Origin of the sequence: Corynebacterium sp. Marseille-P4611 (assembly GCF_916618765.1) — a bacterium.
Lineage (GTDB): Bacteria > Actinomycetota > Actinomycetes > Mycobacteriales > Mycobacteriaceae > Corynebacterium > Corynebacterium marquesiae.
This window is the reverse complement of the sequence record NZ_CAKAKD010000001.1, coordinates 1,453,225-1,474,617: the sequence shown is the minus strand read 5'-3', so window position 1 is coordinate 1,474,617 and position 21,393 is coordinate 1,453,225. Positions and strand designations below refer to the sequence as shown.

The 21,393-nt window shown below is 54.4% G+C and carries 19 protein-coding genes; 13 read left to right on the top strand and 6 right to left on the bottom strand.

What is annotated here, in order from left to right; translation table 11 throughout:
* The first annotated feature begins 92 nt into the window (after positions 1 to 92).
* The 3 genes from LG376_RS07125 to LG376_RS07115 are packed head-to-tail and all read left to right on the top strand — an operon-like array spanning position 93 to position 3,143.
* Entirely contained in the window at positions 93 to 905 is an 813-nt protein-coding gene (locus LG376_RS07125) for a PTS sugar transporter subunit IIA (RefSeq protein WP_225746647.1), read from the top strand.
* An 11-nt stretch (positions 906 to 916) separates the two neighbouring features.
* The gene (locus LG376_RS07120) at positions 917 to 2,494 is read left to right on the top strand and encodes a PTS ascorbate transporter subunit IIC (RefSeq protein WP_225746646.1); all 1,578 of its coding nucleotides are present in this window, start codon (positions 917 to 919) and stop codon (positions 2,492 to 2,494) included.
* Between the two features lie 37 nt (positions 2,495 to 2,531).
* On the top strand, positions 2,532 to 3,143 hold the full coding sequence (locus tag LG376_RS07115; RefSeq protein WP_225746645.1) for a hypothetical protein: 612 nt from the start codon (positions 2,532 to 2,534) through the stop codon (positions 3,141 to 3,143).
* A gap of 29 nt (positions 3,144 to 3,172) precedes the next feature.
* Here LG376_RS07115 and LG376_RS07110 read toward each other — a convergent pair whose 3' ends face one another.
* The 3 genes from LG376_RS07110 to LG376_RS07100 all read right to left on the bottom strand — a co-directional run bounded on the left by LG376_RS07110 (position 3,173) and on the right by LG376_RS07100 (position 4,700).
* Positions 3,173 to 3,553, bottom strand: coding sequence for a type II toxin-antitoxin system death-on-curing family toxin (locus LG376_RS07110; protein ID WP_225746644.1), 381 nt, complete (start codon positions 3,551 to 3,553; stop codon positions 3,173 to 3,175).
* Positions 3,550 to 4,119, bottom strand: a complete 570-nt coding sequence (locus LG376_RS07105) for a Panacea domain-containing protein (protein WP_225746643.1) — start codon at positions 4,117 to 4,119, stop codon at positions 3,550 to 3,552. The genes LG376_RS07110 and LG376_RS07105 overlap by 4 nt, the downstream gene beginning before the upstream one ends.
* 98 nt (positions 4,120 to 4,217) lie before the next feature.
* The gene (locus LG376_RS07100) at positions 4,218 to 4,700 is read right to left on the bottom strand and encodes a MarR family winged helix-turn-helix transcriptional regulator (RefSeq protein WP_225746642.1); all 483 of its coding nucleotides are present in this window, start codon (positions 4,698 to 4,700) and stop codon (positions 4,218 to 4,220) included.
* 90 nt (positions 4,701 to 4,790) lie between these two features.
* Here LG376_RS07100 and LG376_RS07095 point away from each other — a divergent pair, with 90 nt between their 5' ends.
* The 6 genes from LG376_RS07095 (at position 4,791) to LG376_RS07070 (ending at position 12,803) form a co-directional block, all read left to right on the top strand.
* Positions 4,791 to 5,210, top strand: coding sequence for an organic hydroperoxide resistance protein (locus tag LG376_RS07095; RefSeq protein ID WP_198491787.1), 420 nt, complete (start codon positions 4,791 to 4,793; stop codon positions 5,208 to 5,210).
* 54 nt (positions 5,211 to 5,264) lie between these two features.
* A complete protein-coding gene (locus LG376_RS07090) occupies positions 5,265 to 5,684 on the top strand; it encodes an organic hydroperoxide resistance protein (protein ID WP_049377754.1) in 420 nt (139 codons plus the stop codon).
* Between the two features lie 527 nt (positions 5,685 to 6,211).
* A complete protein-coding gene (locus LG376_RS07085) occupies positions 6,212 to 7,684 on the top strand; it encodes a DUF3375 domain-containing protein (protein WP_225746641.1) in 1,473 nt (490 codons plus the stop codon).
* Positions 7,681 to 8,331: a DUF4194 domain-containing protein gene (locus tag LG376_RS07080; protein WP_225746640.1), complete on the top strand. Its 651-nt coding sequence runs from the start codon at positions 7,681 to 7,683 to the stop codon at positions 8,329 to 8,331. Before LG376_RS07085 ends, LG376_RS07080 begins: the two co-directional genes overlap by 4 nt.
* Positions 8,324 to 11,686 carry an ATP-binding protein gene (locus LG376_RS07075; protein WP_225746639.1) on the top strand — a complete coding sequence of 1,121 codons (3,363 nt, stop codon included), beginning with the start codon at positions 8,324 to 8,326 and terminating at the stop codon, positions 11,684 to 11,686. The genes LG376_RS07080 and LG376_RS07075 overlap by 8 nt, the downstream gene beginning before the upstream one ends.
* Positions 11,673 to 12,803, top strand: a complete 1,131-nt coding sequence (locus LG376_RS07070; protein WP_225746638.1) for a DUF3322 domain-containing protein — start codon at positions 11,673 to 11,675, stop codon at positions 12,801 to 12,803. Before LG376_RS07075 ends, LG376_RS07070 begins: the two co-directional genes overlap by 14 nt.
* A 531-nt stretch (positions 12,804 to 13,334) precedes the next feature.
* Here LG376_RS07070 and LG376_RS07065 read toward each other — a convergent pair.
* Positions 13,335 to 14,093 carry an ATP-binding protein gene (locus LG376_RS07065; protein WP_049377799.1) on the bottom strand — a complete coding sequence of 253 codons (759 nt, stop codon included), beginning with the start codon at positions 14,091 to 14,093 and terminating at the stop codon, positions 13,335 to 13,337.
* Positions 14,094 to 14,110: 17 nt separating this feature from the next.
* A complete protein-coding gene (istA, locus tag LG376_RS07060; protein ID WP_225746637.1) occupies positions 14,111 to 15,718 on the bottom strand; it encodes an IS21 family transposase in 1,608 nt (535 codons plus the stop codon).
* A gap of 1,223 nt (positions 15,719 to 16,941) precedes the next feature.
* On the opposite strand from istA, the gene LG376_RS07055 reads away from it, so the two are divergent.
* The 4 genes from LG376_RS07055 to LG376_RS07040 all read left to right on the top strand — a co-directional run bounded on the left by LG376_RS07055 (position 16,942) and on the right by LG376_RS07040 (position 20,629).
* Positions 16,942 to 18,618, top strand: coding sequence for an AAA family ATPase (locus tag LG376_RS07055; RefSeq protein WP_225746636.1), 1,677 nt, complete (start codon positions 16,942 to 16,944; stop codon positions 18,616 to 18,618).
* Between the two features lie 284 nt (positions 18,619 to 18,902).
* Positions 18,903 to 19,235 (top strand): helix-turn-helix domain-containing protein, encoded by a 333-nt coding sequence (locus LG376_RS07050; protein ID WP_225746635.1) that lies wholly within the window; start codon positions 18,903 to 18,905, stop codon positions 19,233 to 19,235.
* A complete protein-coding gene (locus LG376_RS07045) occupies positions 19,228 to 20,028 on the top strand; it encodes an ImmA/IrrE family metallo-endopeptidase (RefSeq protein WP_225746634.1) in 801 nt (266 codons plus the stop codon). Before LG376_RS07050 ends, LG376_RS07045 begins: the two co-directional genes overlap by 8 nt.
* Positions 20,029 to 20,038: 10 nt before the next feature.
* Positions 20,039 to 20,629: a hypothetical protein gene (locus tag LG376_RS07040; protein ID WP_225746633.1), complete on the top strand. Its 591-nt coding sequence runs from the start codon at positions 20,039 to 20,041 to the stop codon at positions 20,627 to 20,629.
* Positions 20,630 to 20,959: 330 nt separating this feature from the next.
* Here the strand turns inward: LG376_RS07040 and LG376_RS07035 are convergent, their stop codons facing one another.
* A complete protein-coding gene (locus LG376_RS07035) occupies positions 20,960 to 21,385 on the bottom strand; it encodes a hypothetical protein (RefSeq protein WP_225746632.1) in 426 nt (141 codons plus the stop codon).
* Positions 21,386 to 21,393: the final 8 nt, after the last annotated feature.

The following is a 21,393-nucleotide window of genomic DNA, read 5'->3' as shown; positions in this document are numbered from 1 at the left end:
CGTTACCCCTGCTTTTACCTCCCATTTTCCGCGGCATAGAATCATCAGTGACATTGACCCCAATGTCACTACTTCTGTGATGGGAGATGCATATGGCCACACTAGATTCCCTCTTAGCGCCCGGTGCAGTGGAGCTGCACGGCACCGCCAAGGACTGGCGAGAAGCTATCCGGCTGGCGGGATCACTACTGAAAGAAGCCGGCACAATCACCGCGGACTACACCGAGGCTATGGTGCGCTCTGTGGAGGAAACGGGCCCATATATCGTGGTGGCCCCAGGCTTCGCTTTTGCGCACGCACGCCCTTCGGAGGCAGTAAAAGAAACCTCACTGTCGTGGGTGCGCCTGGATAAGCCGGTGGAATTCGGGCACGATTCCAATGATCCTGTAGACCTCGTCGTCGCGTTTGCAGCACGGAGTGACTCCGAGCATCTGCAAGCGATGAGGCAGCTCGCAAAACTGCTAGCCACCAAGCGCAATGAGCTTGATCGCGCAGAATCCGAAGAAGAGCTCCGCACAGTCCTCACGGCATCCACTTCGAATAAGAAGCGCGCAACTTTCACAGCACCGACGGAGCCGGCCCACCCAGCGAAGCAAAAAGCCGGCGATTCTGTTGCCTCCAAAGGAAAAATCCTCACGGTGTGCGGCAACGGCCTGGGCACGTCGCTATTCCTTAAGAACACGCTCGAGCAGGTCCTGGACGAATGGGGCTGGGGACCGTACCTGAATGTAGAAGCCACAGACACCATCTCCGCCAAGGGCCGTGCAGGCGAGGCGGATTTCCTGCTCACCTCCGGCGAAATTGCGGCAACGCTGGGTGATGTCGGGGTCCCTGTGTACGTCATCCAAGACTTCACCTCTATGTCTGAAATCGATGGGGCTCTGCGCGAGCTCTATGACATTTAAGGAGCATCCTCATGGATTTTCTTCTTGCTATAGCAAATTTCCTGGTTAATGAGATTCTCTCCGTACCGGCATTCCTCATCGGTATCATCACCGCGGTCGGCTTGGCCGCGATGGGACGCGGCACCGGCAAAACCATCGGCGGCGCCATCAAGGCCACGCTCGGCTTCTTGCTCATCGGTGCCGGCGCCGGCCTTGTCACCGATTCGCTCGAGCCGCTCGGCGCCATGATTACGGGCGCTACTGGCGCGCAAGGCGTGGTGCCAACCAATGAGGCAATCGTAGGCATTGCACAAGACCAGTTCGGCAGCCAGGTCGCCTGGATCATGATCCTTGGCTTTGTGGTCTCGCTGCTCCTCGCCCGCTTCACGCCAATGAGCTACGTATTCCTCACCGGGCACCACGTCCTTTTTATGGCCACACTTCTCACGATGGTGCTCGCACCTGCCGGGTACTCGTCCTGGGTCGTCATCCCCTTCGGCGCTGCCCTACTCGGCATCCTTATGGTCTCGCTCCCGGCTATCGCCCACCCATTTACCCGCCGCATTACTGGAGATGATTCCGTCGCCATCGGGCACTTCGGCACTGCGGGGTATTTGGCTGCGGGCGGCGTCGGCAAGCTAGTGGGCGGCAAGGGTAAGAAAATGTCGCCCTCCGCTGAGGACCTCAAGCTGCCAGAAGGCCTGCGCTTCCTGCGCGATTCTATGGTGGCAACCGCGCTGTCCATGGCGCTGATGTACGTGGTCCTTGCCGTGCTTTTCATTGCCCGCGCCGGCACTGAAAAAGCCTTTACTGCTTTCCCGGATGGTGCTAGCAACGTGGGCAATTTCTTGATGCAGTCCGTCACCCAAGGCCTCCAGTTCGGCGTGGCTGTGGCCGTCATCCTTTTTGGCGTCCGCACCATTTTGGGCGAGCTCGTACCCGCATTCCAGGGCATCGCCGCCAAGGTCGTGCCCGGCGCGATCCCCGCACTGGATGCGCCGATCGTATTTCCCTATGCCCAGAACGCAGTTCTCATTGGGTTCATTTCCTCCTTCCTCGGCGGACTTGTCGGCCTTGCCGTCCTTTCCACCTGGCTCAATCCGGCCTTTGGCATTGCACTGATTCTGCCTGGTCTGGTGCCGCACTTCTTCACTGGCGGCGCAGCAGGCGTTTACGGCAATGCCACCGGTGGTCGCCGCGGTGCGGCACTCGGCGCCTTTGTTAATGGCCTCATTATTACCTTCCTGCCGGCATTCCTCCTCGGTGTCCTTGGTTCCTTCGGCTCCGCGAATACCACTTTTGGTGACACTGACTTTGGCTGGCTCGGCCTGCTGCTGGGCTGGTCCATCCACGCCGATGGTGCCTTGGGCCTCGTCTTCATTGCCCTTATCGCGCTGGCCATTTTGGCCCTGGGCTGGGTGTGCCAACGCAAGCTTGTCGACGCCCACTGGGACCCCACTCCCCACCGTCCTTCCCCCATCAGCAACGCCGATGCCGCCGCAACCAGCGGTGCAACCGGCGCGGCTACTTCTTCTGGAACAGCCAAGAAGTACCCGAAGGTGCTACCGCCCGAAGGTGCGCCAGTTCCACCCGCCCGCATCGATCACTAGCCGCGCGCCGCGCCCCGAAGGGCGCTACAGTATCCCTATGCAGCGCCCTTCCTTATTCCCCGTAGCGTCCATCCTTCTCGCCGCTGGCCTCACCGTGAGCGCCTGCGGCACCGGCTCCGATTCCGATAACAACTCCGCGCCGGAAAACGAGCCGGCCTTCTCCACCGCACAGGACAATAGCTCTGCCGCGGGCGAAGCCGAAGAAGAATCCAGCCCGGAGAAGGACACGAAGCAACGCCGCACCGAGACGGTCACTAAACAGGCCGAACCGGATCAGCCCGCTCCGCCAGCCGACGGCAACCACAACATCACCGTAGGCCAGATTGGCGGCTACTGCGGCACATCTTCATCAGGCGATTCCATCGACGCCGGCGATGCCACCTCCTGCGAATTCGCCGCCGCGGTCTTTGACGCCGCGATGCAGGCTAGCTACACCATGCGTTCGAAAGATCCCACGGTGACGGCGGTGTACCAGGCAGATATCACCGCCAGCAGCCCGGTGACCAAGCAGTCCTATAACTTGAAGTGCCACATGGGCAGCGACCAGCGGAATCTTACCTGCGAAAAGCCCGGAGATACTACGGTGCGCGCCTCTTTTGAAACCGCGGACCGAAGCGTGTGGACCAAGCGCGTGGCCACTACCAACTAACCGCTACTCTAGGAACTAACCAGACCGAACTAGATCAACCGTTCAGCAAACCATTCTGCAATGAAGCCTTCCTTCTTATCGCGCGCAGCGGCCACGGTTTCAACGAGCTCCACAATCTCTTCATCGGCGATTGGCCCCAGCCCAAAGCCTTCGATTTCTAAATAGGTGGAGGCACATACCCAGGCGATTCGCTTATTGCCGTCGACGAATGCATGCGCTTTTGCCAGATAGTGCAACAACGCTGCAGCCCTATCCAGTGCAGATGGGTGCAAGTACTCTCCGCCGAAGGTCTGTAAAGGGGTGGCCAATGCTGACTCAAGTTTCGAGCGATCGAGGAGGTTGCCATCCCGACCGATGAGTTGACGGTTCAGTCGAACTACCTCTTCCACCGGAAGGCAGTACTCATTCATCGGGTTGCAAGGATCTCAAGAGCGCCCTTCCAGCGTTCTATTGAAGCTTGCAAGCGCTGCTGCAGGTCGGCACCGGAAAGATTCTGCACAGAAAGCATAGGCCGCGTCGGCCCTTCAACACCACGAGCTTCCTGCAAGGCATAGTATTTTTTCATTTCCAGCTGCGAAATCGGCTCGTTAGCATTCGCCTCGGGGCCCATCTGACCACGAGCGACGATCCATGGACGTTCCGAGTGCGTAAGTTCAATCAATTCATCGGATGTCTTATCACCATAAAAGGCAATCACGGCATCGATGATCTTTTCGTCTTCGTCCCCTATAGCCTCTACATCAGCTCCCGGTAACACCGTAGAGGTTTTCTCGGAGCGTTGATATTTATTCTCGCGATAGAGGTCGGGTTCAACCGGACCGTCTTTCCACGCCTGAAACTCATTCGAGACAAGAGGTCGCCCGTACCAGCCCAGGCTCCATGCTTGGCAGTAATACGTAAGCTTCTCCAGCTTCCAAGCATCAACCCACCCCAGTTTGTTGTAGATAACCTGCGCGACGTCTACTGCTGTAGCCATGGCCCCTCCTCTCATAGTGCGAAACAATTTTTACGTGTATAAAGCCAAAATTCTTAAGCCAGTATAGCCTTCCTCATCTGCTATATGAAGATCACACTTTAGCCCTCAAAGTCATCCTCAGAAGGCCACGGCAGCTCCACGTCCACAGGCACGCCCGCCAGGATGTCCAGCGATTTCTTGAACTCGGCAAGGTCAAGGCCCACCTCCTTATAAGCCTCAGCCATGGCTTCCGGGATACATTCGGCACGGGTGCGGAGGGAGGCGCCATCGGCAGTCAAGGCAGCGAGGGTGCGGCGCTCATCGTTGGGGTCGCGCCAGCGCTCCACATAGCCTTGCTTTTCCAGGCGCTTGAGCAGCGGCGTGAGTGTGCCGCTATCCAGGCCCAAGCGGGAGTCGATGAATTTCAACGGCACCGGCTCATCCGCCTCCCACAGCACCAGCATGACCAGGTACTGCGGATAGGTCAGGCCAAGCTCCTCCAATAGCGGGCGGTAGGAGCGCACCACTGCCCTATTGGCGCGGTAGAGCGCAAAACACAGCTGACTATCTAGGGCGAGGTGATCTGTGGGCGCGTCATTCATGGCAAAAAGTATAGACGCCAACAAAACATTGCAGCCAATTTAATTGTGTACAATCAAAACCGTTTCGAGCACCTACTGAAAGGAGACAACATGGACGCCATGTACACCACCGAGGCACTGGCCACCGGAGCAGGCCGCAACGGCCACGCCACCGTCAAGGACTCTGACCTCGACTTCACCCTTGCCATCCCTAAGGAAATGGGCGGCAGCGGCGAAGGTGCCAACCCGGAGCAGCTTTTTGCCGCCGGCTACGCCGCTTGCTTCCACTCCGCGCTGCAGGCCGTGGCCCGCAACCAGAAGGTCGAGTTGGGTGACTCTGCGGTGGGGGCACGAGTGGGCATCGGAAAGCAGGGCGAGGGCTTCCAGCTCGCGGTAGAGCTGGAGGTATCCATCCCCGCCCAGGACAAGGACACCGCCCAAAAGCTTGCCGACGCCGCCCACCAGGTCTGCCCCTACTCCAATGCCACCCGGGGCAATATCGAGGTCACCGTGACCGTCGTCGAAGACTAGCGTTCTTGCGTACAATCGGCGGACGTACAAAGACCCGATAGAAAAGGAGTCATTATGGACGCCGTTTACACCACCGAAGCACTCTCCACCGGAGCAGGCCGTGACGGCCGCGCCGTAGTTAAGGATTCCGATCTGGACTTCACCATGACCGCCCCAAAGGAAATGGGTGGCAGCGGTGAGGGTGCTAACCCAGAGCAGCTCTTCGCTGCCGGTTACGCCGCTTGCTACCACTCCGCACTGAAGGCAGTGGCCAAGGACAAGGGTGTTGACGTGGAGAATTCCTCCGTCGGCGCCCGCGTTAACCTGGGCAAGAACGACGAGGGCTTCTACCTCGGCGTTGACCTTGAGGTCACCATCCCAGGCGTTGAGGACGACAAGGCACAGGAGCTTGCCGACGCCGCCCACCAGATGTGCCCTTACTCCAAGGCCACCCGCGGCAACATCGAAGTCAACGTTGGTGTTGCGCAGGACTAATTTCTAGTCCTCTCCCCCAGCCCACGCCGCGCCACCAGGCGCTCAGCGTGGGTATTTTTATGCTTTGCGCAACCTCTTTTCTCGGCGCCCCGAAAGACCACTCGGCACCGCAACAAGGCGAAAACCTTATTTTTTACAATCGGCGATTTTTAACAATTAGGGTTCCTCTCGGCCTCCCCTTAACCGCACTGATTGATCGATTTGGACCTCGCTAAAATAGTCCCAGACGAGCTCGAGCTGTGAACTATAGATTTCTCCATGAAGCTGAGAGCAGCGATCCCGATACAGAGGTCGCCCACATCTCTGCTCCGTCTTTGGCGTCGGTGAAAAATCCAATTCCCAGTATTTCATGGGAGTCGTTCACATCGCCGACGATTCGGACGGGCTAAATGACCTGTCACAGGCACGGCGAATACTGCCACATGTCGCGCACGGATCCTCTTTATACCTCTACTCGGATACCCAAAAATCGAATAAATGAGCCAGACACCACTGCACATGTCCGCCACAGCTGCCAAAATCGAATCATGTCTGTTGAAGCTAGGGCCCTCTCACTGCGACGGTTAATGCACAATTCTGCGGCGGTACGACTGCTTGCGGCTGATAACGCGCCGGTAATTTTGGCGCTGATTGCAGAGTACTTCCCCCGCGGTACCCGAGCACGGCCAGCGGCGGAGGTATACGAGTTGATGGTCACTGATTTTGAGGTTATTGCCAACGGTTTTGCCATGCCCCGTACGCCCCAGAGTTACTGCACTGACTGGGTAAAAGCAGGATGGTTGGTGAGGAAGTCAGGTAAAAGTTCACACGGCGAGACGTTGGAACCAAGCGAAGACGCGCTTTCTGCTCTAGAGGCCATCGAACGGTGGGAGTCACCGGTATCTGCTGTCACAGCATCACGGGTGGAATCCATAAGCTCGGCCCTGCAGCGGTTAGCAAGGGACACGAATAAGGATATCGCCAGCCGCGTTGCCAGTCTTGAGGCAGAGCGGAACCGCATTGACCAGGAAATTGAAAAGGCACGTTTAGGACAGTTCGAATCCTTAACCTCCGCAGAGACAGAAGAACGTGTACAAGACGTGCTTAATATGGCAACGGCGGTACCGAGCGATTTCGCCCGGGTGCGCCACGAACTTGAGGCCCTCAATCACCAACTACGCCGGCAGTTATTAGACCCAGAGGGATACCGCGGCGATGTGCTCGAAGAGATCTTCACCGGCGTGGACCATATTGCTGAATCTGAGGCTGGACGCAGTTTCCGCGGATTCTATTCCCTCCTTATGGATAGGGAACGCAGTGCATGGTTGGACCAGTGGATAAAAGAAGTTCTAGAAAGCGATACCGGGCGGGAGCTGGCGCCAGAAAAGCGGCAACACCTGCGAAATCTTTTCCGCGATATGGAAGACACGAGTTTCGATGTCAACCAGACGATGACCGGCTTGGCGCGTAGCTTGCGCAACTACGTTTCCTCAGAGCAATTCGCAGAAGACAGGCGCATGATTGAGCTACTAAGAGAGGCGCGCGGTATGGCCATTGATGCCGCGCAGAACTCTGAGCTTAAGGCCTTTCACCGAATGGAGACGCCGCTGCAGCGCATCGGTATGTCCATCCACTCCGTTTCCCGCATTCGCTTAGCCAACCCAGGCCGGGAGGTAGTAGAGGAATCACCTGAGGCGTTCCAGCCAGGCGAGGAAAACGCAGAAGCATTACTCGAGCTAGTTCGCGAATCTGAGATTGACTTTGAAGAGTTGTACGAGATGATTCGAAGGGCCGTCGATAAGGCAGGACCGTGCACCATTGGCCAAGTATTGCAGGCTTACCCTGCCACGCAAGGCCTAGCTAGTGTAGTGGGTTTGGTGCACATTGCGGATCAGCACCCCCTTCCTGACTTAAGAAATTCCACGGAGAAAGTCTTCTGGACCGAAGAAGACGGCACAACACGCGCCGCTTTTATTCCCACTATGTATTTCGACCGCACCACCATTGAGGAGCTATTGTGACCACTGCACTTAATCACCGCGTCGATTCCGAGCATGAACCGCCACTATGGAATAACGATAAAGGAACGCTGACGTATAACTCGCGCCGCGCGTTGGTACAGCTACTAAAAGGACCACTTATTCGAGCGCAGAAGGAACCTGTCCTGTGGTCCGCGATCATTTCAGACGAAGAAAACCTGCGGGCTAGACTGCACGAGTTATTTCTCGAGCTCGTTATCGATGAAGCAGAAGGATTCGCCTTCACCCGAATGGTGGAAGAAGAAACGTTAGCTATTCCGCAGGTGCTGCGCACGGATAAGCTCAAGCACATCGACACCGCCATTTTGCTAAACCTGCGCCAAGAACTGGGGTTGGCGCTACCCGGCGAACGTGTAATCGTGGACGTGGAGGATCTGCGAGAGGGAATCGGGTACGTACGCGCAGTTGATAACCGCGACGAAGCCGGATTCAATAATCGCTTCAATGCAGCAATCAAACGCATCCGCAATGAATATTCACTGTTAAGCGCTACTGAGACTGAAGGCCGGTTTGAGGTTTCGCCCGTATTGCGGCAGCTTTTCGATGCCGCCACGGTTACCGCCATCCGAGACGAGTACGCCCGCCTAGCGGAGACAGGGCATGACCAAGAGGATGCTTCCAATGACTAATATTTACCCAGGCCAATACCGGATAAGCCGCATTCAACTAATTAACTGGGGCACATTTCACGGATACTTTTCCATCCCCGTAGCTAGAAAGGGTTTCCTGATCACCGGCGGATCCGGTTCCGGCAAATCTACCTTATTGGATGCAATGTCAGCGGTGTTAGTACCGCAGAGAGATCTGAAATTTAACGCGGCGTCGCAACAAGACCTTGGGCGGCATGATGGTCGCAATCTCGTATCCTATGTGCGTGGTGCATGGCGGCAACAGGAAAATGCACAGACGGGCGAGATTGCTCCGGAATACCTGCGAACGGGCGCAACGAATTCAATTGTGGCGCTGACCTACGATAACGGAGCTGGAAAGCAACATACCCTCATTGCCATTTTCCGTCTCAATGGCGGTGAAAATTCCGTGAGCCAGGTTAAAAAGCTGTACGGAGTGGTGCAGGGAGACGAGGACATCGATAAGTTGAGTTCCCTGCTCACGCGAAGCCTAGATACCCGCAAGATTAGAGCTTTGTATAAAGGACCAGGGGCTTCTTTCACACAGACGTATAGTACGTTCGCAGATCGCTTTCGTAAGCGCCTTGGGATCAAAAGCGAACTAGGCCAGGTGCTCCTGCACCGCACTCAATCCGCTAAGTCCCTGTCCAGCCTGGATCAGCTCTTCCGAGGCTACATGCTGGACAAGCCCTCTACTTTCGAGCGAGCCGATGAAGCTGTGGAGCAATTCGAGGACCTCCGCCAAGCTTACCTACGGGTGGAGGATGTCAAAGCACAGATTGACACACTCGCTCCCCTTCCCCGTCTGCATGCGCAGCGAGATGTTGCAGAATCTGCCAAGCACAAGGCCGAGGCCATGAGTGAAGCGCTACCAGCGGTCCGAGCTCACATGGTGGCAGAGGAATTGGATTATCAAATCAGAGCGCTAAACGCGCAATTGACTGAGGCGCAATCAGATACAGAGTCTCTCGAGGAAGAGGTCAAACACCTCGACGAGGCGGAACGGTTAACAGCAGTGGCTGTGTCTCAACTTGGTGCCGGTGAGCTCGATGCCCTGAGCGCAAAAATGGAGACTGCTGAAAAAGAAATCGAGCACCGATCCAAAGAATTCCGGCGCTTGGCCGCTGCCGCCGGCCGATGGACCGACAATTATGAGTTCAATCCGCATGGCTTTGCGGAACTTCAGGCTAATGCAAAGCTGCGCATCGCGGACTTCGAGGCTGACTCTGCCAAGCTCATCAATCAACAGCAAGAGGCTGGAGTAGCTGCTCGCGACGCCGCGTCAACGTTTGCCACTCTGAAAAGCGAACTCGCTTCTTTCGGTTCGCGAAACACCAACATAGATAGGGCATTGGTAGAGCTACGATCCCAGCTCGCTCACGATACGGGGTACGCCGAGTCAGAACTTCCCTTTGCTGGTGAGCTCATGGATATTAGTCCGCAGCAGACGGAATGGGAGCCGGTCCTCCAAAAGCTTCTTCACGGGTTTGCTGCTACCCTGCTGGTTCCGGAAAGCGCGCGGAAAGCGATTAATCAGTGGGTCAATTCTCGGAACGTGGGGACCCGGCTCGAATACCGCACCATCCCTGAGTTTGCACCGGCACCAGCAACTGCGCGTAGCCCACAACAACTCATTCACAAGCTGGAATTCCAAGACCACCCTATGGCGCCGTGGGTCCGCCATCATATTTCACGCCGATTCAACTATGAATGCGTCAGTTCAGTCGCGGCTCTGGAACAGGTAACTAAGACCCCAGCTGTTACTCGCGATGGCTTGGAAAGCCGCCCTCAGGATAAAGACGGGTCTACCCGCTTTATTAAAGACGACCGCAGGCGTTTTTCCGGCACCCGCTGGTACCGAGTGGGCTCTACCAATGACGCCAAGATTGAGCTGCTGCGCACGCAACTCGATAAAGCGAAAGCCCATGCCAGTGCCACCGCCAAGCTAGTTCAAGACTTAAACCGAAAAATGGATATCCTGCGCACTCAACGCGATAAAGCGAAACTGGTGTTAGAGACTAAGTTTCAGGATATTGATACCGCATCTGCAGAAACTCGCAAACGAGATCTGCAACGGCAATATGATTCTCTCTCCTCGTCACCCGAGGCGAAAGCCCTACATGCCGCGCACAATCGAGCAAAGGAAAGTCTAGCTGCAGCCCGTGCCCGCCTTAAGCAATCCCAAAAGCACCTTGGAAGCATAGAGGGCGAGCTCCAGCGCTCCACACAGCGTCGCCAGAACATCGGCACCGTACCTCCCATCGCTGACGAAACCATAGCCAAGGAGGTCAAAGAAGCCCTCCACAACGGAAGACGCAAGCTTTCCATCGATGACATCGATGCCCGGCGCGATGCAGTACAAAACAGCTTGCACGATACATCCCGCGCGGCTGCACGAAACATCGAGGAGATAAATGCCAAGATTGTCTCCGTTCTCCACAAATACTTGTCTCAGTGGCCAGCGGAATCTGCGGATTTACAGCCACAGGCAAACTTTGCCGGTGAAGGCATTGAAAAGTTGAAGTTCCTTCGGGCAGATCGCCTTGCCGATTTCCGCGCTCAGTTCCTAGAACTCCTCAACGGAACAACGGTGCAAAATCTGTCTCATCTTGCTTCTTCGTTGCGCCACGCCCGCAGCGATATCGAACTACGTATGGAATTTATCAATAAGTCACTGGAGCGCTCGCCTTTTAATGGTGACCGCATCTTGCGAATTGATGTGAAAGACGCTCGCGGCCAGGTAGTACAGGAATTCCAGCGAGATCTAGATTCCGCGACTTCGCATAGCCTGGCCGAGATCAGCGCAGATGAGCCGGAAGCGGCGTTACGGCGCTACCATGCCTTGGACAAAATTCTCAGCCGCTTAGGTTCAACCCAACCGGAAGATATTCGTTGGCGCAACCTGGTTCTTGATACCCGAAAACACGTAAGCTTTATCGGCCGCGAATGCTACCCTGACGGAACAACCGCCAATACTTATCAGGATTCTGCTTCCCTATCTGGTGGCCAGGCACAAAAGTTAGTTTTCTTCTGTCTGGCTGCGGCCCTGCGTTTCCGGTTAGCGGAGCCGGATCAGGATGTTCCCACCTATGGTTCCATCATTTTGGACGAAGCTTTTGACCGCGCAGATCCGGCCTTTACCCGCACAGCAATGTCGGTGTTTGAATCGTTTGGTTTCCACATGATTTTGGCAACGCCATTCAAGTTGATTCAAACATTATCGCCCTACGTCGACGGCACCATCGTGGTCAACTACGACGAGCCCATCATTCATGGCCGTCCACAGGCACGCACAGGCTATTCGCTTATCGACGCCGCCTCGTATCCCCAGGAGGACCCCAATGCGGATTCCTAAAGACCTACAAGCACATGCGGCAAAGCACCTGCGCAACCACTTTACGGAGGCGCTATCTTCACCGGATTCCCTCCGCTTGGACTGGCCGCTTCATCCACCGACGGCAGCCACCGCCCAACGCGATTTACCAATGACCCAAGAATTCATCCGCGCCTGGCAGCGCTGGCCGCACCAGGAAGAGGTTATCTACGAGTCCCGCAATTGGTCGCGTACTGGGCTGGGCACCAATTCCGTGCCAGTACGCGTGGTAATTAATGGTGCAGAACGCATCGCTTCCGCAGCAGGCATGGCCACAACATACTCGCATGCGGTTCAAAGAGCTCAAAAGATCGCCTCGATTTTCCCCGAACGCCCTGACTTCGCTCACACCGTTCACCGCGCCTACAAGCAGTGGAAGGATTTAAGCGCCTACGACCTGCATTGCTTGGAACCGTGTTTGAACTGGTTGCTCACCCATCCCGATTCCGGCGAGTGGGAACGCGCCGTCCCCGTAGAGGGCGTTGATGGCAAGTGGATCGGATCCCACCGGCGCCTGCTGCTAACCCTGCTTTCTCCTTTCGGCATCACGGAACTAGGACTGCGCCGCAGCGACGCCCGTATTCGCTTGCGTTATCTCAACCACGCCCCGGTAATATCCGACCTCGAGATTCCACTCTCCCACGCCGCATCTCTTTTCCCCACCAGGCCACCGCGAGTGCTCATCGTGGAAAATAAACAAACCTTTCTGGCTTTACCTACGCTTTCCGACGCCGCCCCTCCCACTATTGCCGTTTTGGGCTCCGGCACCGCAGCGCAGCAGCTTCACGCCCTCGACTGGCTTCACCAATCCGAAATCACCTACTGGGGTGATCTCGACGCTGCGGGCTTCAGCATCCTCAACGCTGTGCGCGCCCGCTTCCCCCACACCACATCTCTACTCATGGATACTGCTACCGTAACTGCGTTTAGGCACCTCGCTGTCCCTGACCCTGGCGACGGTTCAGCCACCCTCACTCACCTCACCATCGAAGAGCAGGAAGCCTACCGTCTACTCTTCACCGAGGGCAGACTGCGCATTGAGCAAGAGCGAATTCCTTTCACACACGCGAGCGATGCTGTCCACCACACACTAGATTGATCCAAGGTCCAAAGTCAGGCTCGGAAACCGAATGGTGGGGACGCCACGTAATTGAGCTCAGAACCGTTACACATATTAGCTCTCAACATTGTCTGGCCCTAATCAATATGCTTAGGTAACATTCGAACATATAATTCAATCGTTCATTTGGAGATGCCTTTGCCAGATCGGATTCACCCTTCCCTTTTACGTATTTTCCAACGCTCGACACCTGATGACACCATTGCCTTCGTCGACGAAAGCTACGTTGCACCGGAGGAGGACTTTTCAGAATCTTTCTATATCTTGGTCGGCACAGCCATCAAATTCGAACACCTTGGTAACACTCGGAGTCTCCTCAGGGAGACTGCGCAGTCGAGCTATTGGCATACAACTGAATCGATGCGTAATTGTGATGGCCGCCAGAAAGTCGAAGAAATGCTCCAGCTGTCAGATGCGAGTTTTTGGTACCGGTGTTCTGGGGACTCGGTACTGTCGTGTTCCGGGTAGTTGGTACCGGGCCGAGGGGTGCGTCGGCCCGGACCGTTAGTCTTAGTTGTCTGGGGTGGTGGGTGCGGTGGCTTTGCGCATGTCGAAGTCTCCGATATGGATTCGGTGGCCGTTGTTGAGGCGGCTTACGAGTGAATCGGCTCCGACTCTGTCTGGCAGTGTTTCAACCCAGTAGGCGGCGGCTGATTGGGAGGAGATCAGTGTTGGGAGCCTTCCGTCGCGGTCGAATATGATCTTGGTTAGGTCTTCTTGCCCGCGCTGGTTGATGCTGATGGTCATAAAGTCGTCGATGATAAGGACATCGACGTTGATCAGTTTCCGCATTTTATCGAGGTAGTTTTGGTCAGTCGGTGAGAAGACCGCCAGCATGTCTACAAGTTGATCCAGCCGGTAGTACGCCACGGAATATCCGGCTTTGCATGCGGCGATGCCGATGGCGCAGGCAATGTATGTCTTGCCTGTTCCGGTCGGTGCGAGGATGTGAATATTGGTCGGGTTTTCCCGCCAGTTGGTTGCTGCGATTCGTTTCAGCTGGCGCATGTTGATACCGCGTTGTTCTGCCCGGGTGATTTCAGCCAGGCTTGCATCCGGGTATCGGAATTGTGCCTGGGTGATGGCCTTGGCGATATTGCGCTGTTGGCGTTGTGTGTAGGCTTCTTCGACTGCGGCGAGGAAGATGTCTTCTGGTAGCGCATCCGCATAGGCCTCGTCGTTGACAACCTCGTAGAAGATGTCAGCGAAGGTTGATACGCGAAGCTTGCGCATTTTCGCCCGCACAATCTCGTCGTCGATGCTGCTCATGATTTTTCACACTCCTTCTAGTTTTCGTAGTGGTCAGCAGGCCGGATAAAGACGGCATCGGCCACGTCGCCGGTAAGCGGGGTACTTTGGCGAGGTTGGCGCTTGGGCACAGGCTGTGTTTTGGGCCCTGGTGCCCAGGGATGTTGTTGGGCGTGGGCAATGTCAGTCTGGATGCGTTTGATCACTGCCATTGTTGGGGCCAGTTTCTTGTCCACGACCTGCTGGCATGCCGGTTCGAGGGTGGCTTTGTTGTGCTTTTTGCCCAGGTTGGCCAGCACGTTGCGTGCCTGGATGAGTCCGCGGGGTACGGCGGCACTATTGCGGTCGAGGATCATCGCTATGACTGCGTGCGTTGCTGCCCCAAACGACGATGCCCAGGCCAAAAGCTCATCACGGGTAAGCGCCTTGTGGCCTTCATCATCGCCACGCGGCCCATGCTGAGGGTTTGTGGAATACCGGTATTTGAATCCGTGAAGGCGCGTGTGTTCAGCAACAAGCTGCTCCCCGTTGAAGACGCTCACCAGTTGCGGGGTGAGCCTGACTGTTACCGATTCTTCTACCAGCTGAAATGGCACTGAATAGTACTGGTAGTCACAGGTGATGTGCCAGTTGCGATCGACTTTAAGCCGCTTATAAGACACTTCCGTAAACGGCGTCGGCGGAAGGTCTCGCATCATTGGTGCCTCTTCTTTATCAAAGCGCATCTGCCGTGTTGAGCCATCAGGCCGCGTCATTGCGCCGTTGATATCGACAAGACGCTCCGCGATCGCCTCATTAAGCTCATCAAGGCTATAGAAGACTTCGTTGCTGAAGTAACCCAGGATTTTGGTGTAGGCGATTTTCACGGCACGCTCTACCGCTGCCTTGTCGCGTGGCCTGCCGGGCCTAGTCGGCACGATCGTGACGCCGTAATAGTCTGCAAACGCTGCGTAGCGGTCAGTGACTATCCGGTATGTAGAGGTCTTCTTCGGCCGATAAGTCGCCGTAGAAGCATTATCTGGCACGATGACCGCTGGTACTTTGCCAAGATAATTCAACGCCTTAACATGGCACTCAATCCACGCCGGCATCTTCTCATTCGCAGCAGCAGTAACGTACATCAGCCCTGAGTACGGGCTGACCGCGACAAACAATGACGCCTTGAACACGGTGTCACCACTGGCCTGATCCGTCACTGGCACTTTGTCCCCGGCCCAGTCAACGTAAAGCTCTTGGCCTGGCTCATGGGTGATAACTTCGACGAGATCGTTGGCACGCAGAAATTCATTGAGCCCACTGCAGAACTGGGAGTACTGGTACTTGGTCTTATCCGTCGGACAAGGCTGCGACACGTAGTCCATCCACAGCTTATGCCTGGTCACATGCTTCGTACTTTTCAGCTTGCGTGCAAGAGCATGAAAATCAGGCTGGTCGTAGGACATCGTCCGCTTACTCCGGCCATCACTGAATCGATCATCGAACCATCCCGGTGGGAGCTGACGGAAGCGCTCTGGAGTTAGTTCCTCATCGTTGATGACTTTCTTTGCTCGGGATACTTCTCGTCGTGAACATCCCAATGCATGTGTGATCTGCGCGTAGCTAGCACCATCGAGGCACATCGCGATGATCTGTTTGAAGTTGGCCACAAGGACCGGCTCCTTCCAAGTAGAAGTTGACGCAACACCAGCGGATTGTGGTGTCGCCAACATCAACTATGAAAGAAAACCCCTTGCAGTACCGGGTACGTGGAACACCGGTACCAACTACGCAGACTCGCGGTACCAACTACCCCAAATCGACACCAGCTATGCGATAGCTTCGGGGATTTGCAATATATTGCCTGCCTACGGCCGCTGCGAAGAAATCAGGATATTGAGCACGCTCGCCAAGATTGTCTCGAACAGCTCATTACGACACTCACCAAGAACGAGCCTTCTCTGAAAGGCATAATTTTCGAAGCACGCCACTCTCAGTCAGATAACGACAAAGACAGAAATACTCTCAAGCGCATGCGCAAGAAAAAGTTACTGCACCCCGAAATCAACTTGGCATGGGTTAGCCCTGCCGATGAAACTTGCCTTTGGATTCCGGACCTCGTCGCTTTCACATACAGGCGCACTTTTACCCACGGAGGACAAGGCACATCTCTGTACCAAAAATACTTGGAAGAGCATTGCGAAATTCTAAAGGTAACTCCGAAGCAACAATCTCCGAAGCCGAACCGAGGCTGAAGATAAAATGACCCTCACCTGCCAGTAGCCTCGGTGAGGGTCGAGCGGCTGTACATGATGTAGGGCCGCTCCTGCTAAGGATTATGCCCTACCAACCTCTTTAGAGTCAATAGCAGCTCTATAGGCGCATCTTGACGGAGTTAATCAACAAATTGAAGTGCCCTGGGGTTTGTTCCTTGAGGTTACCCTCGTTTAGTGGACACCTCAGTGCTGAGTAGATGGTCTCTTCACAAGACATAGTCTGCCCTGCAGCTTGAAACGATGATCAAATTTCTCTACAGAATAGAGGCCCAACTCCTAACCGATGAGCCGCCACCGTATAGCCCAGCTCTTGCTCAAACAAATCAACGAGCTGCTCGCGCTGAGATTCACTCAAAGAACTTCGTGCTCTCATAAAAAGCACTCCGCACTAGTCAGAAACTGATTTCTCAGTCTAACTAATGGGAAGCAGTTCATTTAAGGGCAGCTCTCAGCGACTTCACCCGTGAGTTTGAAAGCCCTTACGGATCACACCCTAGTTTCCAGCGTTCTATGCTTACCACCCGGAGAAAGAAACGGGATAGCTTTGCAAGCCAATTCGCAGCATCCACGTTATAATATATAAGCCTAACCCTTTTGATATTTGAGAAGATTTGATAGTGAGCACAGGCACCAATTCACGCAGAACTAATGAGGATTCAATACTTTCGCAGTGGCAGATCCCATTAATAGATGGCCAGACTGTGTCTATTTCGGCCCGAAAAGAAGACCCCCTATTGATCCTTGGATCTAATGGCTCAGGAAAATCTGCACTACTTCTTTGGCTCCATGCAAACGGAGGTAATTCCTCTATCGTCAGGGTCGTCGGACACCGGAGGGTCTGGCTCAAAACGAGCAGCCCGCTTGTAGATCCAAACACGGCTAGTCTACGCCAATTGAATGAAAAACATCGGACTGAACCTAAGACACGAATTTCAACCGATTTCGAAGACGAGAAAATATCCGAAACTTTAACTAAGGTGTTGAATGATTTTCACGATAAAAATAACCAGGCAGCCTCGGAAGCTCGCTCTAGTGAGAAATTAGACGGCAAAATCTCAGAATCTTACTTTCAAAAACTTTCGAAAATTTTCTCCAAGGCAGGCCTCGATCTGCACCTAGATTGGCACTCCAGCATAGGTATCTTCGTTAGCCGCGATACCGAAGGAGAAAATGTCAAGATCCCGATCACCGAACTTTCAGACGGTGAAAAATCAGCCTTACTGCTTGGTGCCGAAATTATTACCCAGGCGCCGGGTACTGTATTTTTGATTGACGAGCCAGAGCGCCATCTTCATCGGAGTATTACGTCGAAACTAGTTTTAGGATTGATTAACGCGCGACCAGACTGCGCTTTTATTGTTTCCAGCCATGACGAAGGACTAGCGAAAGATTTCCTAAGTCTTGGGTATACACTCTGGTCTTCTACCTGCGTCCAATGGGATAAAGCTACCCCAGCTCGCTGGGCTTTAAACAAAGTGGGCAGAGACAAAAATGAGCCAATGCCTGAGTCTATTCTCACGGCAATCTTGGGTGGAAGGCAAAAAATTATCTTCGTAGAAGGCCAGCCAAACAGCTTAGATAAAAAACTGTATGAAGCTCTCTACCCAGGGTTCGATGTCATTCCTGCTGGAAGCTGCCGAGATGTAATTTCGGCTACGAAAGGAATAGCTGTTTCGAAGTCGAATCATTGGCTTTTCGCGATGGCTATACTTGACCGGGATTCTCGAAGCGAGGCCCAGGTCAGAAAACTCGAATCTGAGAAGATACAAATACTTTCCGTCGAGGAAATTGAATCCGTCGTTTACGGCAAGGATGCTGTTTACACAATTGCACGCATTTTAGAAGACAATTTTAATTCCCCAGTTACTCGCTCCATTCAAAAGGTGGAGAATAGATTAAAGCAAATATTCACAACTAACAGCTCGCTTTCGAAACTAGCTGAGACTACTGCCGAAAAGCGGCTTCATCACTCAGCTTTAGATCATCTAGCGAGCTTAACGCTTTCTGACGCCGATTCAGGGGAGGTTAAGTTTGTTCTGCCAAGTCCTTACGGGGAAACATTAAAGGGAATAAATTGTCTTGTGGCTAAACATGCATGGTGGCAGATCATTGAGAATTACCCTGTCAGAGATATCGGTGTACCTAAACAAATTTGCGATACCCTCGAAATCTCGATGCAAAATTACCTTGGAGCGCTCCTGAATGAAATTCACAACAATTCAGATTTCAGGCGGAAAATTCTTGAAACAGCTGGTTTAAAGTCTAGTGATAGCCTGCAACTGCACGAAAAGTAGTCTAATCGTAATGTAGAAACACTTGATCCGTGATAGGGATGCTCTAGCCGGGGATGTACGCCAGAAAGGGGCGGGGAAAATCCTCCAAGTTCTCGCCCGCATCCTCTCCCACTCCTCAACCTCCGTTTGCCCCCTGCAAGTGCGGCGATTTGAGAGATTTTACGGCCAAACCCAGCTTTAGTTAATCCCTCATAGCAAGCTGCTCCCCAAAACCGCGAGCTCCTGAATCACATTGACTAAATTCTGATTCACGCGTTTAATCGAAGCTAACAAGGAGCGCAACTATGAACATACCTACTGACTTTGGCGAGCGCGTCCGTACCCAGCGCCAACTGCGGGGACTTAACCAGCAAGAACTTGCTGCCATGACCGACGGCATTCTTTCCCAGTCGACTCTCGCCCGCCTTGAAAAGAGCGATTCTAGGCCGACTCTCCACCACATCATGGCCCTCGCATGGGCCTTGGGCATCGACGCCACCGAACTTGTGGATGACACGCCGCTCTCCCAACGCGTACGCGTTGCTGCCCGTGGGGACGGCGTCGGAGTGGATGCTGCAACGCAGGAGCTCTTGCCATATCTTCAACTACGCGTGAACTTGAACGATCTCAATGCATAAATCGAAAAGCGCATCACAACAAGGTGTTGAACTAGCTACCCGCTTTCGAAAAGATCACATGCTGGGTACAGAACCGATCTTTGACATCAATGCCCTCATGAAGCTAGTCGACGCGGACTTCATTGTCCTGAAATTGCCGCAGGACTTGGACGCCTTGACCCTTCGGGATCCCAGCTCAGGCGCTTTAACAGTGGGGATTGGAACGAGCAGTAATCCGTATCGCCAACGGCTCACTGTGGCGCACGAGATCGGCCACATCATCGCCGGTGACGTCACAGAAGACGGGGCCGCCTTGCTCTGCGATACAACTCATCCTTCTGAAACGCGCGCGAACACTTTCGCACGATGCGTGCTGTGCCCTGTGGAAGCACTCAACGACCTCCCCCAGGCCTCGACCTCGGAAGAACTCCTGTCAGATGTCGTTCAGCGCTTCCAAGTTTCCCCCACTGTGGCAGCAATCCAACTTTGCCAGGCCGAACGTATTTCGGAGGAGACTAAAGAAGAACTCAAAAGCTACTCCACTAAGCGACTCGCCTCTCAATTCGGTTGGAAAGCCGACTACGATTACGCTGCCAAGATTTCAGAATTACCTCGTTCCTCTGAAAGGCTCGTCGCCGATGCATACAAGGCCTACAACCAAGGACTCCTTGCGCTTCCTTCGGTTGCCTTCGCTGAACAAGTCAGTATCGAGGAAGTTATCGATTCAACTGGTGATCCGCAGCGCTCATCCAACGATGACTCCACAGGTAGTAACGATATCGACGCTGACCTGACAGCGTTCTTCGCTGACTAGTAGGTTCGCCATGACCAGGAGATTCATCTTTGCTGACACCAGTGTCCTGCTCAATTTCATCTGCGCTGGCGAGCAAGATCTCCTTCTCAAGTTCGTGGGAGATGAACAGCTTCTCGTACCGAAGGCCGTAAAAGACGAAGTGGAAAGAAAACTAGAAACTCCGAGGTTCCGGTGTGGCTTTCCAACTTGGACTTCCCTAGTTGCACACCGTCACGTGAAAGTGATCGAGGATGATTATGCTCTCCTCTGGAAACACATCCGCCTTTTCTCTGGGCCGGGTTACACCGTCCAGGGTGGCATGGCAAAGCACCTTGGCGAATACACCGCTATCGCCCACTGTCTTGCACTCCTTGAGGACGATCCCACTGTAAAGACTGCAATTATCATCGATGACGAGGAAGCGAAACAGCTCATACGGAAACGACAGGCAGCAACAGTCTTCACCACCGAAGCAGTGCTCCTCCGCTGCGTGCAGCTTCACGTCCTCACGGACCGCGGCGAATCACGACGGGTATGGGAAAAGCTCTCGAAGTTCGACAATCTCCTCTTCTTTGAAAAGACTAAGCTCAACGACCGCTCTCGCTATCGTCGCTCTAGCTAGTCCAAACTTCATGTTTTGGCAGCGCAGACTTCACCGAGGGCTTTCTACCTGCGTCTGCGGAATAGCCTCATCAGCCTTGTTTCGACAGGCTTTGCCGTGTCGCTAGCTTCTCTATCTGAACCCCTTTACATCGCCGCCATGCTAGAAGGCGCACTGGAAGGTAAGCACAGAGATAGCTGCCCAATATCCAGAGATCAGTTCGCGTTCTGGCTAGACAGAGTTCGAATAGATCCCAAACCATCTTCAGTTGCTTTGTTACAGGGCTGAAGGAACCACAGCTTGATGCTGGAAATCTACAACGGGCTGCACACGCTGATTAAATTGCCAGACCTATTCTTCCTTTTCCCTCGTTCTGGCTTGCCTACGCTCGCGCCTCCGAGCACGTTTTGCTTTGCGAATGTCGACGACCCAACGCGGAACAAACGGCCACGGAAGCGGAACCCCGAACCCACCTGTAAATCCAACGACTCCGATGACGAAAGCTGCCATGAGCGCAACCTTCAGCACCGTGCCAACAAATTCGGGAGGGCTAGCACCATCGACCAACCCTGCGATACCGCCAACACCCAAAACTAGCGTGCTATAAGGATAATAGAAGAGCACGCCATCACTTGCTGCACCTTCCACATCGGCTGAGTCGTACCACTCTTCCGTTCTGGGCTCCCTCCGCACGCACCGGATGTAGTAGGCCCAGTAGAGCACCATGACAAGCACCAACCCGGCGTATACGAGCAGCTCAGTAATATCGCCGTTCATAGAATAGG